Annotated in this window: 14 protein-coding genes; 2 read left to right on the top strand and 12 right to left on the bottom strand. The window is 65.1% G+C overall.

Features of this window, described 5'->3' with window-relative positions:
• Positions 1-58: 58 nt before the first annotated feature.
• From ABZ293_RS23770 to ABZ293_RS23745, 6 genes are all read right to left on the bottom strand, one after another.
• On the bottom strand, positions 59-2,995 hold the full coding sequence (locus ABZ293_RS23770) for a hypothetical protein (protein WP_355183900.1): 2,937 nt from the start codon (positions 2,993-2,995) through the stop codon (positions 59-61).
• A gap of 161 nt (positions 2,996-3,156) precedes the next feature.
• Positions 3,157-3,552 (bottom strand): VOC family protein, encoded by a 396-nt coding sequence (locus ABZ293_RS23765; protein ID WP_355183899.1) that lies wholly within the window; start codon positions 3,550-3,552, stop codon positions 3,157-3,159.
• A 26-nt stretch (positions 3,553-3,578) separates the two neighbouring features.
• Positions 3,579-4,322 (bottom strand): type II CAAX endopeptidase family protein, encoded by a 744-nt coding sequence (locus ABZ293_RS23760; protein WP_354961741.1) that lies wholly within the window; start codon positions 4,320-4,322, stop codon positions 3,579-3,581.
• A gap of 87 nt (positions 4,323-4,409) precedes the next feature.
• Positions 4,410-5,360, bottom strand: a complete 951-nt coding sequence (locus ABZ293_RS23755) for an RluA family pseudouridine synthase (protein WP_355183898.1) — start codon at positions 5,358-5,360, stop codon at positions 4,410-4,412.
• A gap of 51 nt (positions 5,361-5,411) precedes the next feature.
• The gene (locus ABZ293_RS23750) at positions 5,412-5,912 is read right to left on the bottom strand and encodes a TIGR03667 family PPOX class F420-dependent oxidoreductase (protein WP_355183896.1); all 501 of its coding nucleotides are present in this window, start codon (positions 5,910-5,912) and stop codon (positions 5,412-5,414) included.
• Positions 5,913-5,968: 56 nt separating this feature from the next.
• Positions 5,969-6,136, bottom strand: a complete 168-nt coding sequence (locus ABZ293_RS23745; RefSeq protein ID WP_355183894.1) for a hypothetical protein — start codon at positions 6,134-6,136, stop codon at positions 5,969-5,971.
• Positions 6,137-7,275: 1,139 nt separating this feature from the next.
• Between ABZ293_RS23745 and ABZ293_RS23740 the strand changes: the two genes are divergently transcribed.
• Entirely contained in the window at positions 7,276-8,274 is a 999-nt protein-coding gene (locus ABZ293_RS23740) for a sulfotransferase (RefSeq protein WP_355183892.1), read from the top strand.
• A gap of 63 nt (positions 8,275-8,337) precedes the next feature.
• Here the strand turns inward: ABZ293_RS23740 and ABZ293_RS23735 are convergent, their stop codons facing one another.
• From ABZ293_RS23735 to ABZ293_RS23710, 6 genes are all read right to left on the bottom strand, one after another.
• Entirely contained in the window at positions 8,338-9,144 is an 807-nt protein-coding gene (locus ABZ293_RS23735) for an LLM class flavin-dependent oxidoreductase (protein WP_355183890.1), read from the bottom strand.
• Positions 9,145-9,316: 172 nt separating this feature from the next.
• Positions 9,317-9,493: a hypothetical protein gene (locus ABZ293_RS23730; protein WP_355183888.1), complete on the bottom strand. Its 177-nt coding sequence runs from the start codon at positions 9,491-9,493 to the stop codon at positions 9,317-9,319.
• Between the two features lie 151 nt (positions 9,494-9,644).
• The gene (locus tag ABZ293_RS23725) at positions 9,645-10,142 is read right to left on the bottom strand and encodes a hypothetical protein (protein ID WP_355183886.1); all 498 of its coding nucleotides are present in this window, start codon (positions 10,140-10,142) and stop codon (positions 9,645-9,647) included.
• Positions 10,143-10,182: 40 nt separating this feature from the next.
• On the bottom strand, positions 10,183-10,434 hold the full coding sequence (locus tag ABZ293_RS23720; protein ID WP_355183884.1) for a hypothetical protein: 252 nt from the start codon (positions 10,432-10,434) through the stop codon (positions 10,183-10,185).
• Positions 10,431-10,742, bottom strand: coding sequence for a hypothetical protein (locus ABZ293_RS23715; protein ID WP_355183882.1), 312 nt, complete (start codon positions 10,740-10,742; stop codon positions 10,431-10,433). The genes ABZ293_RS23720 and ABZ293_RS23715 overlap by 4 nt, the downstream gene beginning before the upstream one ends.
• 193 nt (positions 10,743-10,935) lie before the next feature.
• On the bottom strand, positions 10,936-11,295 hold the full coding sequence (locus ABZ293_RS23710) for a hypothetical protein (protein WP_355183880.1): 360 nt from the start codon (positions 11,293-11,295) through the stop codon (positions 10,936-10,938).
• A gap of 208 nt (positions 11,296-11,503) precedes the next feature.
• Here ABZ293_RS23710 and ABZ293_RS23705 point away from each other — a divergent pair, with 208 nt between their 5' ends.
• Positions 11,504-12,268, top strand: a complete 765-nt coding sequence (locus ABZ293_RS23705) for a helix-turn-helix transcriptional regulator (protein WP_355183878.1) — start codon at positions 11,504-11,506, stop codon at positions 12,266-12,268.
• Positions 12,269-12,322 lie beyond the last annotated feature (54 nt).

Here is a 12,322-nt window from a genome sequence, read left to right as displayed (position 1 = left end):
TCGGAACATCCGAGCCGGACGGCCTTTGCGCATCAGCTGATCGCAACCCCGTGCCCGATCAGCTGCTGATCGCGTAGGGGCGGCGGACCCGCCTCGCGAACTCCAGGACCTGGGCGATGGCGGTGCGGGAGAGTCCGACCTCCGCGCCGATGCTGGTCGGGGTCCACGATTGATCGGCGAGCATGAGTATTTCGGCGAGCTGCTCCACCGGGATGACCGAAAGTCCGCGCCCCGCGATCGCCCGCGCGACCGACCACACCTCGATGTCATCGCTCTCCGAGCCGAGGTTCTCGGACAATAACTCATCGGCCGAAAGTGATTGCACGACTTCGTTGATCACCTCGCTGGTGGTGCGGCGCTGGTCGAGCTGCTCGACCTCGGCCTCGGCTTCCTCGGTGCGGTGCCGCGAATGTTCGTGATCGGTGGCGCGGGCGTCCTCGGTGCCCGAGGGGCGGTGATCCGCCTGCGATCCAACAACCTGCCCGATGCGCTCGGCCGGGGTCGGTGCTGCGCTGCCGGTGGTGCGCTGGGTTTCGGTCCGCGTTGGGGTTTCGGTTCGAGTGTTCGAGTGCTGAACGCGAGCCGTGGCGGCGGGCGCACGGTTCTCGGCCGCGTCGTGGCCGGTTCGCGTCGCTGGTTCCACTGTCGTGGTATCGAAGATGCTCAGTTGCGAATCCACGACCGGGCGAATGGTGCTTGCCCGCTGGGAATCTGCTTCTGGGGCACCAGAAGTGGTGTGCTCGTCGCGAGCTGCGGGCGTATTCGACTGTGCTGTCTGCGGATTGATGCCCGAGGCAGGATTCGTGTGCTGGTCATGAGTGCTTGCCGCGGAGGCTGTGTGCTCGCGAGGGCTGGCTGTCGTCGGATGTGCTGTTTGCGGTGCTGCGGGCGAGACAGCAGTGGTGTGCTGGTCACGGGTGCTCGAGGCGGTTGCCACGGAGGCCGTGCGCTCGTGAGGGCTGGCTGTCGTCGGATGTGCTGTTTGCGGTGCGACGCCGAAGCCAGCGGTGGTCTGCTCATCACGGCTGCTCGAAGCTGTCGCCACAGGAGCTGTGTGCTCGTCGCGAGGGCTGGCCGTATTCGCCTGTGCTGTCTGTGATGTGACGCCTGAGCCAGCAGTGCGCTCGGTGCGGGTGCTCATGGGAGCCGCGTGCTCGGTGTGAGTGGTCACCGGTGCGATGCGGGGCTCGGCCGCAGTGGCAGCAGGAGTCGTGTGCTGGTCGCTGGTGTTTGCGGCGGTCGCCGGTGTGGTGGCGGGCTGGGCCGTAGCGGCAGTCGTGTGCTGGTCGGTGGGAGCTGGTGATGTGTGGGGCTCGAAGTTTGTGGCGGTGTGCGCGGCGCGGTCGGTCGCCGGGCTCGTGGCGGGATCGGATACGAGACGCGGATCCGGGTCGGAGGCGTGAATCATATTCTCGCCGAATGCGCTCGGGGTAGCAGCCGGGTTGTAGTTCGGCTGTGGGTTTTGGCCTGCCACGGCGGTTGGGGTGTGGGGCGCGTTGGGCTGTGCGGAGGGCGGTGAGATGCCTTCGGTCGTCGCCGATTCGTCGAGCATTGCGCGGGTAGCGGCGGCATCGTGAACGGGTGCATCACCTGCGGTGGAGGCGGGGATGGGCGGTTGGCCGTCGCCGATGGACGGGGTTTGGCTTGCGCCGTTGAAGGTTGTCGACGGGGCAGGGATATCGTCCGCGCCAGTTACATCGGGGCCGATTTGCGCGCTGGGCGTTGTGCGCGTGGCAGTTTCGGTATGCGTGGCAGTGAGTGCCTCGTGGGTTGCGGGGTAATTCGGCTCCGTGTAATTCAGCGTTCCATGGTTCGAGATGGGGTGGGCGGCAGGGGTGGTGAAGGTTCGCGCGCCGTCATGGATCGAATTCGAGGACGGAACGGTCGTCGGACTGCCGGCGCGCCGGTATTCGTCGACGGTCGGGATCTGTTGGGTGCGGCGGCCGTTGGTCGAACGGGTGCTTTGTGCGTGGTAGACCAGGGTTTCGGTGCAGTCGAGCCGGGAGACGGGGGCCGCCTCGGGCTGTGCGCCGCGCATCGCTGCCTCGGCGATATGTGCTGCGTGGGGGGCGGTCATATCGACCGGAAAGCGGACGCCCGCCTGGTCGAGCAAGGGGTCGAAACCCTTGGCGGCCAGCAGTTCTCGGCGGTCGGTTGGTTCGTCGGCGCGGAATGTGGTGATCGGCGCGCCGCGCTCGGTGGTGACCCGCTGCCGGGGTGGCAGCTCGGGCTCGTCGTCGACCAGCGGGACGCTATCGATGAGCAGGGCATAACGCGCGGAAACCCAGGCGTGCAACCAGATCACGACGCCGACCATGACGGGTGCGATCGCGTATTCGGCGGCCTGCCCGAAGGAACCGGCGGCCAGGTGCGGGCCTGCGTTGAGCGCGACGGTCGTGCCGAGTAGCGCGGCTTCGAAGAACACGATCTTGCCCCGGTCGAGCTCGCGGCCCCACCTGGCGGCGGTGGTCGCGGCGACCATGATGGTGATGATCGGGATCGAGATCATTGCCTCGATCCCATAGCTCAACCAGTAGAGCGGATCCGCCATATTTCCGCTGGGCACCAGGTTGTGCTGTACGTTCACCCCGGCCCACACCATGCCGAGCACCACCACCGCGATCAGCGCACGCGATGACCACTCGGCCCTGCGGTACAACTGGGCAAGTCGCGCATCCTGATTCGACACCCGCCGCCGCGCCGCCAGCGCCCGCCGATGCCAGCGCGCATCCGCGTCGTCGGCACGCTGGATCGCGGCCGTGGTCCGCCGACTACGCTTCTCCGCAGCGAGTTCGTCCTCGACGGCGCGCTTGCGCTGGCCCCGCCGCTGCGCCCGAACCCATTGCGCGAGTTCACGTTCCGCATCGATTTCGGCATCGGACAACACCTGCACCAGTGCCGCGTCATCCTGCAGCGGCAACCGACCACGCGCGTTCGCGACCCGCTCGGCCAATGCGGCAATCTCGGACCTATCGGTCGACTGTTTGTCGCGCATCGCGAGCCTTCCCGGGAGTAGGTGTCATCTCGATGCAGACCTACTTGCTCGAACATATGTGTGATCGCACCGAGATTAAACCGCTACCCGCCCGAGGTCAATGCTCCTCGTCCGAAAACTCGAACAAATGCGCGAACGCGACGTGTCGTCGGCCCAGGGGCTCAGGCATTCTTGTGGCAGACAGCCTCGAGCATGACGCCGTCGGGGCCGGTCCAGAAGGTGGCGTAGTACGGCGGCGGGTACTCGGGGAATTCCTGCGGAGCGTGGATGATTTCGTCGCCGCGAGCGCTGGCCCAGACGTGCACGCGGTCGACGGCCGCGCGGGTGCGGACCATGAAGGCGAGGTGTTGGAGGCCGGGAGCGGTGCGCGTGTAGCCCGGGGACTCGGCCGGGTAGAAGAAGATGAACGTGCCGGGCTTGTTGTCGGCGGGCCAGTAGGCGAATTGGTCGGCCGCGCTGATCAGCGGCGCATAGTCGAGCAGCGGCATCAGCTCGTCGTAGTAGGCCTGGGCGGCACCGAGATCAGTGACGTTGATGCCGAGGTGTCCAAGGGGCATATTCGGAATTTACGCCCGATCCGGGATCAGGTCAGGGTGGTATGCCAAACGATGGCGGCGGCCAGGGCGCCTGCGCCGTTGACGGACCAGTGCAGGGCGATCGGCGCCAGCAGGCTGCCGCTGCGGCGGCGCAGCCAGGTGAAGACGACGCCCGCGGCCGCGGTGGCCACTACGGCGAGGAGGATGCCGATGATCTGGCCCGCGGTGCCGCCGCCGAAAAATCCGGTTAGGCCGCGGTTGCTGGTGGTCAGGCCGAGCGATGAGGCGATATGCCAGAGGCCGAAGAGCAGCGAGCCCGCCGCGAAGACCCCGCGCGCGCCGTATACCCGGTCCAGGGTGCCGTGCAGAACGCCGCGGAAGGCCAGTTCCTCCGGAATCGCGGTCTGCAATGGGATCACGATCATCGATGCGATGAGTGCGCCGGAGATGGTGGCGTAGCGATCGGCCAGGAAGAACGGCCGGGTCATCGGCAGCAGCGCGCCGATCGCCACCACCGCGAGCACCAGGCCGACCGCGCCGAGCGCGTAGAGCGTGCCGCGACGCCAGTGCCGCGGCGAGAGTCCGAGTTCGGACCAGCCGAGTCCGCGTCGGCGCATCAGCGCGAGCAGCACCACGGCGGCGATCGGAACAGTCAGGATGCTCGCCCACGCGGTGGTGAAGTGGGCGATCAGATTGGTGCCCGCCAGGACGATCACCACGACAGCCACGTCCAGATAGGCGTGCAGCTTGTGGCGGGGCGGTACCGCTTCGTCGAGGTCCTGTTGAAGCATCGGGACCAGTCTACGGACGTGCGCAACCGGCGAGCGTAGGCCGAGCTGCGCGGTCGGCGTGATCGTCATGGTCCTATTGGTTTCGCATCACGCGCCGGCGGTGTTAATGCCGGTCCGCCAGCCGTGCGGATCCGCCCATGCCTGCAGCGTGCGTGTGCTGTCGAAGCGGCGCGGCGCGCCGCTGATCGGATCGGTGAATTCGAGTGATGCGGCCAGCAGTTGCAGCGGCCGGGTGAAATCGTTCACAGATTTGTCGGTGAGCACCGGATAGAAGTCGTCGCCCAGGATCGGGATGCCGAGTCCGTTCATATGTAGCCGCAGCTGATGGGTGCGCCCGGTCCGCGGTCGCAGCCGGTAGCGGCCCAGTCCGCCGCGCTGCTCAACCAACTCGATCCAGGTCTCGGCATTGGGCTCACCGTCGACCTCTTGTGCGGCGAGTACCTGCTTCTCCTTGATGATGCGGCTGCGCACCGTCCGCGGCAGCGCCAGATCCGGATCGAAGGCCGCGATGGCCTCGTACTCCTTGTGCACCGTGCGCTTGTGGAACATGGTCTGATAGGCCCCGCGCCGGGCCGGATTGATCACGAAAAGCACCAGTCCCGCGGTGACGCGATCGAGCCGGTGCGCCGGGATGAGATCGGGTAGGTCGAGTTCGCGGCGCAACCGGACCAGGGCGGTCTGCAGAATGTGCTGGCCGCGCGGAATCGTCGCCAGGAAGTGCGGCTTGTCCACCACGAGCAGATCGTCGTCGCGATGGACGATGGGGATATCGAATGGCACCACGGTTTCGTCGGGCAGATCGCGATGGAACCAGACCGCACCACCGGGCACATAGGGCGCGTCCGGGGCGATCGGACCGGCCAGGTCGACGATGCCGCCCTGATGTAGTAGCTCGTCGATCCGCGTGGCCGGTACGCGCGGCAGCCGCTCCACGAGGTGGTCGCGAATCGTCGCCCAGCCACCCTGCTCCGGTAGGCGGAGCCGGGCCGGGTCCAGGCCGTGCCGCTTGGGCAACGGCGGCTGCTGCCTCCTTCTCATCGGCAATGACCTTAGCCGCCGGTAAACCCCCAGCTCACGGCCGGGTCGGGCTCAGAAGCCGCGCAGTCGATCCGGGGTGATCCGCACGGCGACCGAATATTCGGCGTGGAATTGGTCCTCGGTCATCGAGATGGAGGCCAGGCCCTCGGTGTATTTCTCGGTGAATGCGGCGGTTTCCGCCGGGGTGGCACCGGACTCATCGATCCGGGCGGTGCCGGTCAGCACCACCACATCGCCGCCGCTCTCGGTGCTGTTGAGGTGTAGCGATACGCGCGGGTTGCGGGCGATATTGCGCAGTTTGGACTTATCGGCCTGGCTGAAGATCAGGAATTCACCGTCGCGCCACTGGAACCACACCGGATTCGGCTGCGGTGTCCCACTGGGGCCGACGGTGGTCAGCCAGATGATGTTCTCCTGTGCCAGGCGGGCGGCGACCTTGGCGCCGAATGCGGTACCGGTGTCGACGATGGCGGAGCGATCGGATTCGGTGGCAGGCTCACCCGTCAGCCGACCACCACCCCCCGCGGAATCGCTTTGCGATGCTGCTCTCATAGTTGTGCACAACGCCGGGACAGTCGCGTCGATTCCGGGTCGGCACGTTGCGCCACCTACGGCTGGGCGCGTTCGTCCAAGACCATCCGACGGGACTCGACCAGGGTCTGTCTGGCGCGGCGGCGGACCTTGCAGATGTCGACACTGCAATACAGGTGCACTTGCATCGCGCGGTGCGCTTGCTCCTTGGTCAGGTCGCCCGGATCGTGGTGGCAATCGCTCATATTCGAAATAATTGTCGTGACAAACATTTTCACAACTCCAACCACAGTCGAATTCTGTTCAGCAGCAGAAGCTAGTGACGTTCGGGCGCGAAAGATACCGGTATGACCTTCCGTTCACATAACCTTCCTCGGCGCGTCGAACGCGCGAAATCCGCGGGTCCGGGTGGTCGTTCGACCGAAAGCCGGGCGTGGGCGGCGACACCATGAGTGGGCGGTGGCCATCGACCGCATCGCATGCGTTGCCCAGTGTCCGTGAGGTTTTCGACATCCGACGTATTCGGGATTACCTCGAATTCCATGCCGAGTCGGTCCATGAATTCACCGAGTCGACTACTGCCCGATCGGCAAGCGTGTAGCGAATTGCGATGTCGACTTCGTTTGCGCCGCCTACTTGTTCGGCGAGCGCGGCGGTCACCGATCCGGTGACGCCACCCATCCAACTCGAGGACAGTAGAACCGTGCGGTGGGGTGCAGCGTCGCGGCGACCACGGCGGCCCGAGTTAGGCGGGTTGTCCAACGGGTGATGTCGACGTAAGGGATGCCCGCGCGCACGGCGGACCGCAGTACGCGGTCGTCGGGATCGTTGACCGTACTCACCATCGCGCGCGCGTCGGCGTGGATCGGTGACGTCCCACTGCGCTACCCGCGCGCCGAGTTCCTCGCCAAGGCGCCTGCCCCGCACGGGATTTCGGCCGGTGAGCAGCAGCGGCCAATGTGTGGAAGCGAGGCTGGCCAGTTCGGCGCCGACGGTGCCGTAGTCGCCGACGATGGGAACCGGTGCGTTGGTGTCGAATTCAGGTGGTCGGATACATCGGTAAATCCGAGTCGTCTGCCCCAGAGTGTCGGGTCCACCCCCCGGTTCACGGGTCTTGTGAAGTTGCCCAAATCGGATGCATCGTCTTCTTCGGATCTGATCGAAATGACGGTCCACGCGGATTCCTGTGTCGCCGAGACGAACTCGGCGCTACGGTGGTCCGCATTCGATTCCGAAGGGCAGCGGGATCGGGGACGGGAGGTAACAACGTGTGTTTCCTCTATTCGCGTGTCCAGAGCCGCCGAAACCATTCACCACAGTTGGTTCGGTGCTACGACCGCCGCGGGCCGGGCGGCGATGATCAAGTAATGCGAGGGAAGTTCGAATGTCAACAGGGGTGACGCCGTCGAGCGCGCAAGACTACGCCTCCGACAAGTACACGAAGGGCTTCGAAGTATTCGAAGAATGGCAACTGCACCGCTACAACCGGGAGAGTTATCTCGCACATCCGCTGCGCTCCGTGCAGCTGGGAATGCGCTATCTGACGCTGCCGCATTATTTCGGCAGAGTACCGCCGGTTCGGCTGTGGTTGCGGCGCTTCGGCGGACCGCGAGTGTCGCCGGATTTCGCCTGTGTCGGCGCGCTGAAAAGCGGTACGACCGATCTGGCCAGCTATCTCATGCAGCATCCGAGCATCCTGGCGCCGATCACCAAGGAGATCGGCCACGGCTACCCGCAGTTCTGGGGGCCGTACTTCCCGACCGAACATGAGAAGGCCGAGGTGCTGCGATGTACCGGCCGGGCGCTGACGGGCTACTTCGACCCACTGCTGCACGATCTTCCGTTGATCGACAACTACAGTGCGGCCCGTCCGGACGCCAAGATCGTCATGATGTTGCGCGATCCGGTGGATCGTGCCTATTCGCACTACAAATGGGATCTGTTCCTCAGTAACAAGGACGGCCTGTGCGCCATGCCGTACGGCAGGACCTTCGCCGACTACATCGGATACGCGCTGGACATGTTTCCGGCCCCACCGCCCCCGACCTCGCTGCCCTCCATGCCGGTGCTCAGCACCGGTGTCTACGCCAATGCGGTGGCCCGCTGGCTCGCGGCATTCGGCAAGGACAATGTCTATATCGTCACCGCCGAGGACTTCTTCGCCGACATCTGCAAGACCGTGCGCGGCATCCACGAATTCCTCGGACTGCCCGCCATCGAGCCGGTCCTGCACCACGTATTGAACCGCAATCCGCTCGAATTCCCCGACCCCGACGACGCATCGGTGGCCCGGCTGCGTGAGTTCTATCGCCCGTGGAACGAGCAGCTGTTCGAGCTGATCGATCGTGACTTGGGCTGGAACGATCACCTCACGTCAGCATGAGCGAGCAGTCTCAAAAGGGTTCCGCCGTCGCCGCGTCAACCTTGCGACCCCTTTGTCGCCCAACTAACGTCCGGCGAGCTCGGCGACGACCGGAGCGAACCTGTCGGCGCAGTCGGCGCCGAAGATGAAATAGGAGAAGCCGATCTCCTCGCGTCGCCGTTGAATTTCCTCGGCGGCGGCGGCCGGGTCATCCGGAAGTGCGGTCATTGCGTCCGCGGCGCGCAGCGCAGCAGGGTCGGTGTCGGGAGGGGCCATGTGCGGCGCGACCGTGTCGCCGATGACCGGGACGGCGAGCGCGAGCTCGACGTCCGCGACAGCGCGGAAATCGCGTGCCAGCCGCGCGACTTCGCCCCGAGGCTGATCCCCAAGCACGAAGGTGACCGTGTCTGCGACCTCGGCCGCCAACGCCTGGGCCTTCGGACCGAGTACGGCCATCGCCACGGGCGTATGCAGGTCGGGGCCGTCGAGATCTCGCAGCGTCTTGACGGTCTCACGTACCTGTGCCAGCCGCTCGTACGGCGGCGGTACGTCGGGCATTCCCTTGTCGCGGAGCTCGTCCTCGATTCCCGGTCTGCCGGTGCCGATGCCCATCTCGAAGCGACCCTCGGTCAGAAGCGACAGCGAGTGCGCTTCCCACGCCGTCAGCCAAGCCGGGCGTAGTGGGGAGGCGTACACCCAGGTGCCCACACGCAGGTCGGTCAGGGCCGCGACTGTGGCCAGCATGGGGCCGGGCGCCGGTTGCATCTGCGGGAAGTCGGGCACCAGCAGCGTCGAGTAGCCGCTGTCGGCGATGCGGCGCACGCGATCTCGCCACGTCGGCAGGTCGGTTCTGAGCGGGGCAACGACCCCGAATCGAAACGGTCTCGTCATGTCTGGACTCCTGTCTTTTCGGTCTATCCAGACGTATGGACGAAGGATCCACCCGGAATTCATTGCGGTTGTCGAGAACACTCGATACGACGAACGCCCCGAACCTCCACAGTGAGATTCGGGGCGCTGTCGTCGTTCCCAATGGAGTAGGCGGGGCGCAGACTTACTTGGACTAGAGCAGGTGCGCGATGCGGTCGATCATCCAGTCGGTTGCCGCGTCATGGTCGTTACCAGGGATTTCCCGAGTCGCATACATCGGCTTGCTTACGAAGCGACGTGAACCCTTGCCCATCTCCGGTCGCACCGTCCACCACCACAGCTCGCGATGCAGCGTCGGACCGTTGCTCACGTCTCGGGGGTGCCGACGCCGCGTCCTGGGGCGCGAGAACCGGCGTGCGAACGATGCCGCACGTTCGCGCAAGCTGATCGGCCCGTGGTAGTCGGCGTATCGGCGTCCACTCAAAAGCGACATATCATCCTCTATTCGCATTGGGCGGCGGTCACAACCCGCACATGGCAGCTGTCACGACTTTTTGGCCGGATACCTGGGGGTACTCGTAATCTCGCCCCTGAATCTTACCCGTGGCATTGGCATAGATCCGATAAACCCCAGGCGCGCAGGGCGCCTGGGTCGTGTAGGTCTGACGCGATGTGGGGATGATGCTCGACCGCTTCGCTTCGCCGACCCACTCCCATGTGTTGTCAGGAGTTCGCCGTTGCAGTTGCAGGTAGTAGTTGTGGGTCAGCCCCGCGTCGGCAGGTATGGGATCGCACTCCGCCCATCCGTAACCCTCGATATTCGGGATCAGAACTGTCGGCGTGCTGTAGGTGAAGCCATGGTCACACAGCACCTTCTTCGCTTCTATAACCAATGGCCCGCTGGGACTGGCATTCGCGACGTTGCCGCTTATGCCGGAGGTCAGCAGCGCGCCGAGCGCTGCGACGATGAAGGGCAGTCGAGAAATGTTGTAGTGCACAGAATTCCCCCATTCTTTCATGTCTGAGCAGCTGATACCGCCCAGTACTCTCACGACGTGATCAGTTCGCTTCGGTGTCGACCACGCTGGTAGGTGTGATCGTCAGTGCGTCGGCTTTGTCCTGGTCGGCGTCCGAGTCGGATATCCATCCGTCCTCGTCGACTGCCATCAGCAGGCCGTCCGCGCCCTGAAACAACGGACGACTATCGACGGGGGCGCGGTCGAGTTTCCGGCGAGTGTCCTCATGGAAGACCGCGAGCAGCGCCCGCACCGATGGAGCGATATCCGTTCGCGTGGAATGCAATTCCGTCATCTATCGGCCCCTGATTCCCGGCGGCGATCCGCCATATCGAGCAGGGCAGCCCAGAAGTCGCCGCGTACCGCATCCCACAAGTCGTCATGCTCCGAAAGCATCTCTCGGGCGTCGACGAGATCGGGGTATACGTCGAAAGTGATTGTTCCGGGCTGCGCGCCGGGCAGCTCGGTCCGCGATGGCAGGCGGTAGGCGGTGAACGCCTCGGCGGTGAGCTGCACCCGCAGTATGCGGGCGGCGTGGTCGACGAGCTGCCACACCGCGACCTTCCCTGGTACCTCTGTGGTGTGCAACGGAATTCGTTTCATCGCGTACCCTCGAGCTGGTTCGTTGCTCCCGGTGGCGGCGGACAAGGCACCCCACCACCGGCTCGTTCTGCGTCCGTCCACTCATGGCTGTGCAGGGCTTCGAGGTAGCGCTGCATCAGTTCGGTCGGCACATCGCAGCAGACCGGGCGTCGCGGCCCGACAAATCCGGCTCGTTTCGGCAGTCCTGCGGCGGTCATCGCACGACCCCCGGTCCGGCGACAGCGGGCCCCGCATCAACCAGCGTCCAGAACGCCGAGTGCTTCGCCGGACACAGTTCAATGCCGCACTCACGATGTCGCTGCGTCTCGGCATGCGCCTGCTCCGGGGGGTACGGCTCGACTGGTGCGCGGCGCGACGGCTCGAGTTCCCATGAGTCCGCACGCGGCGAATATTGCGCCGCAACACGTTTGAGGATGTCGACGGCAGGTATCGCACCGTCGGGAGCAGCGTCGCCGCCGTGATCGAGAAGCCAGGGCAAGAAGACGAAGAGAAGCCAGCCGAGCAGTAGAACCGCAACAATTGTCGAGATTATGGCGATGAGTTCCGCGGTCATAGGCGTGCCGCCTTGGTATGTGTCGTGCGCGTCGGAAGGGAAAGCCCAACGCGCCGAGAGCTTTCGGGAGAAATGTTCGGCGCGACGGGCATCTATCAGCGTGTTCCCGCTAGGCATGACCGCGCGGCGTCGCACCTGACGTCCAATGGCACCCGCAAGGGCGACATTTGGGTGTCATTATCTCGGCGCACGGGCTATCGTGGCCGATATGACCGCACCGAACACCGCCCTACGCGCCGCGCGGATGGGTCGGTTGATGTCGCAAGACGATCTCGCCCGCGCACTGCGTGAGATCGGATGCAGCAGCGCCAACAAACGCCTTGTCCAGCGCTGGGAATCAGGTATTACTCGCACCCCACGGCCGTCACACGCGAGCGCCCTCGAGCGAGTCCTCGGGTTGCCGATCGAACACCTCGGCTTCGCGATGGCGCACGTAGCCGACGACGGCCTCGGCGGACATGACGTACAGCCATCGGAGCCGGTCCAATTCCAGCGCCCGAGCACCGCGGCGCGACCGCGCCCCAACCCGGGCAACTACTCCGGCATCTGGCTGTCGCATTACGAGTACTACAGTTCCGGCCGGAAACAGACCTTCGACACCGGGCATTACGTCGTCATCCTGCAGCACGGCGACCACCTCACCGTGCGGAGCCTGCCCGGCTCGGCGCCATCGACGATGAGCATGGAACTCGATATCGAGGGCGGAGTCGCTACAGGCACATGGACCGAGAACACCGACCCGCATGGCTACTACCGGGGGGCCCGGTACAACGGGGCCATTCAGCTGTTGATCGAGCCGACCGGGCACCGCCTGGTCGGCAAGTGGATCGGGTATGGCAAGAACTTCGACATCAACTCAGGGCCTTGGGAATTCGTGCTTCAAGACGCATCGACCAGTAAGGCCACGATCGAGAAGTACGACCACCCGCCGGACTTCGATCACGTGCCACCGTTCGAGCCTGACAGCGAATAGCCTGAGGGTGACAACCTGTCACTCTCAGCGAGCGCACCGAAACCGTTCCGACTA

This window comes from Nocardia sp. NPDC005998 (assembly GCF_040614395.1).
GTDB lineage: Bacteria > Actinomycetota > Actinomycetes > Mycobacteriales > Mycobacteriaceae > Nocardia.
This window is presented reverse-complemented; position numbering and strand designations above follow the sequence as displayed.

Coding starts and splice junctions, on each gene's coding strand:
- ABZ293_RS23710 (WP_355183880.1), bottom strand. CDS start 11,295: ATGACCGCGGAACTCATCGCCATAATCTCGACAATTGTTGCGGTTCTA.
- ABZ293_RS23765 (WP_355183899.1), bottom strand. CDS start 3,552: ATGCCCCTTGGACACCTCGGCATCAACGTCACTGATCTCGGTGCCGCC.
- ABZ293_RS23740 (WP_355183892.1), top strand. CDS start 7,276: ATGTCAACAGGGGTGACGCCGTCGAGCGCGCAAGACTACGCCTCCGAC.
- ABZ293_RS23705 (WP_355183878.1), top strand. CDS start 11,504: ATGACCGCACCGAACACCGCCCTACGCGCCGCGCGGATGGGTCGGTTG.
- ABZ293_RS23750 (WP_355183896.1), bottom strand. CDS start 5,912: ATGAGAGCAGCATCGCAAAGCGATTCCGCGGGGGGTGGTGGTCGGCTG.
- ABZ293_RS23755 (WP_355183898.1), bottom strand. CDS start 5,360: ATGAGAAGGAGGCAGCAGCCGCCGTTGCCCAAGCGGCACGGCCTGGAC.
- ABZ293_RS23735 (WP_355183890.1), bottom strand. CDS start 9,144: ATGACGAGACCGTTTCGATTCGGGGTCGTTGCCCCGCTCAGAACCGAC.
- ABZ293_RS23725 (WP_355183886.1), bottom strand. CDS start 10,142: ATGAAAGAATGGGGGAATTCTGTGCACTACAACATTTCTCGACTGCCC.
- ABZ293_RS23720 (WP_355183884.1), bottom strand. CDS start 10,434: ATGACGGAATTGCATTCCACGCGAACGGATATCGCTCCATCGGTGCGG.
- ABZ293_RS23745 (WP_355183894.1), bottom strand. CDS start 6,136: ATGAGCGATTGCCACCACGATCCGGGCGACCTGACCAAGGAGCAAGCG.
- ABZ293_RS23760 (WP_354961741.1), bottom strand. CDS start 4,322: ATGCTTCAACAGGACCTCGACGAAGCGGTACCGCCCCGCCACAAGCTG.
- ABZ293_RS23770 (WP_355183900.1), bottom strand. CDS start 2,995: ATGCGCGACAAACAGTCGACCGATAGGTCCGAGATTGCCGCATTGGCC.
- ABZ293_RS23715 (WP_355183882.1), bottom strand. CDS start 10,742: ATGAAACGAATTCCGTTGCACACCACAGAGGTACCAGGGAAGGTCGCG.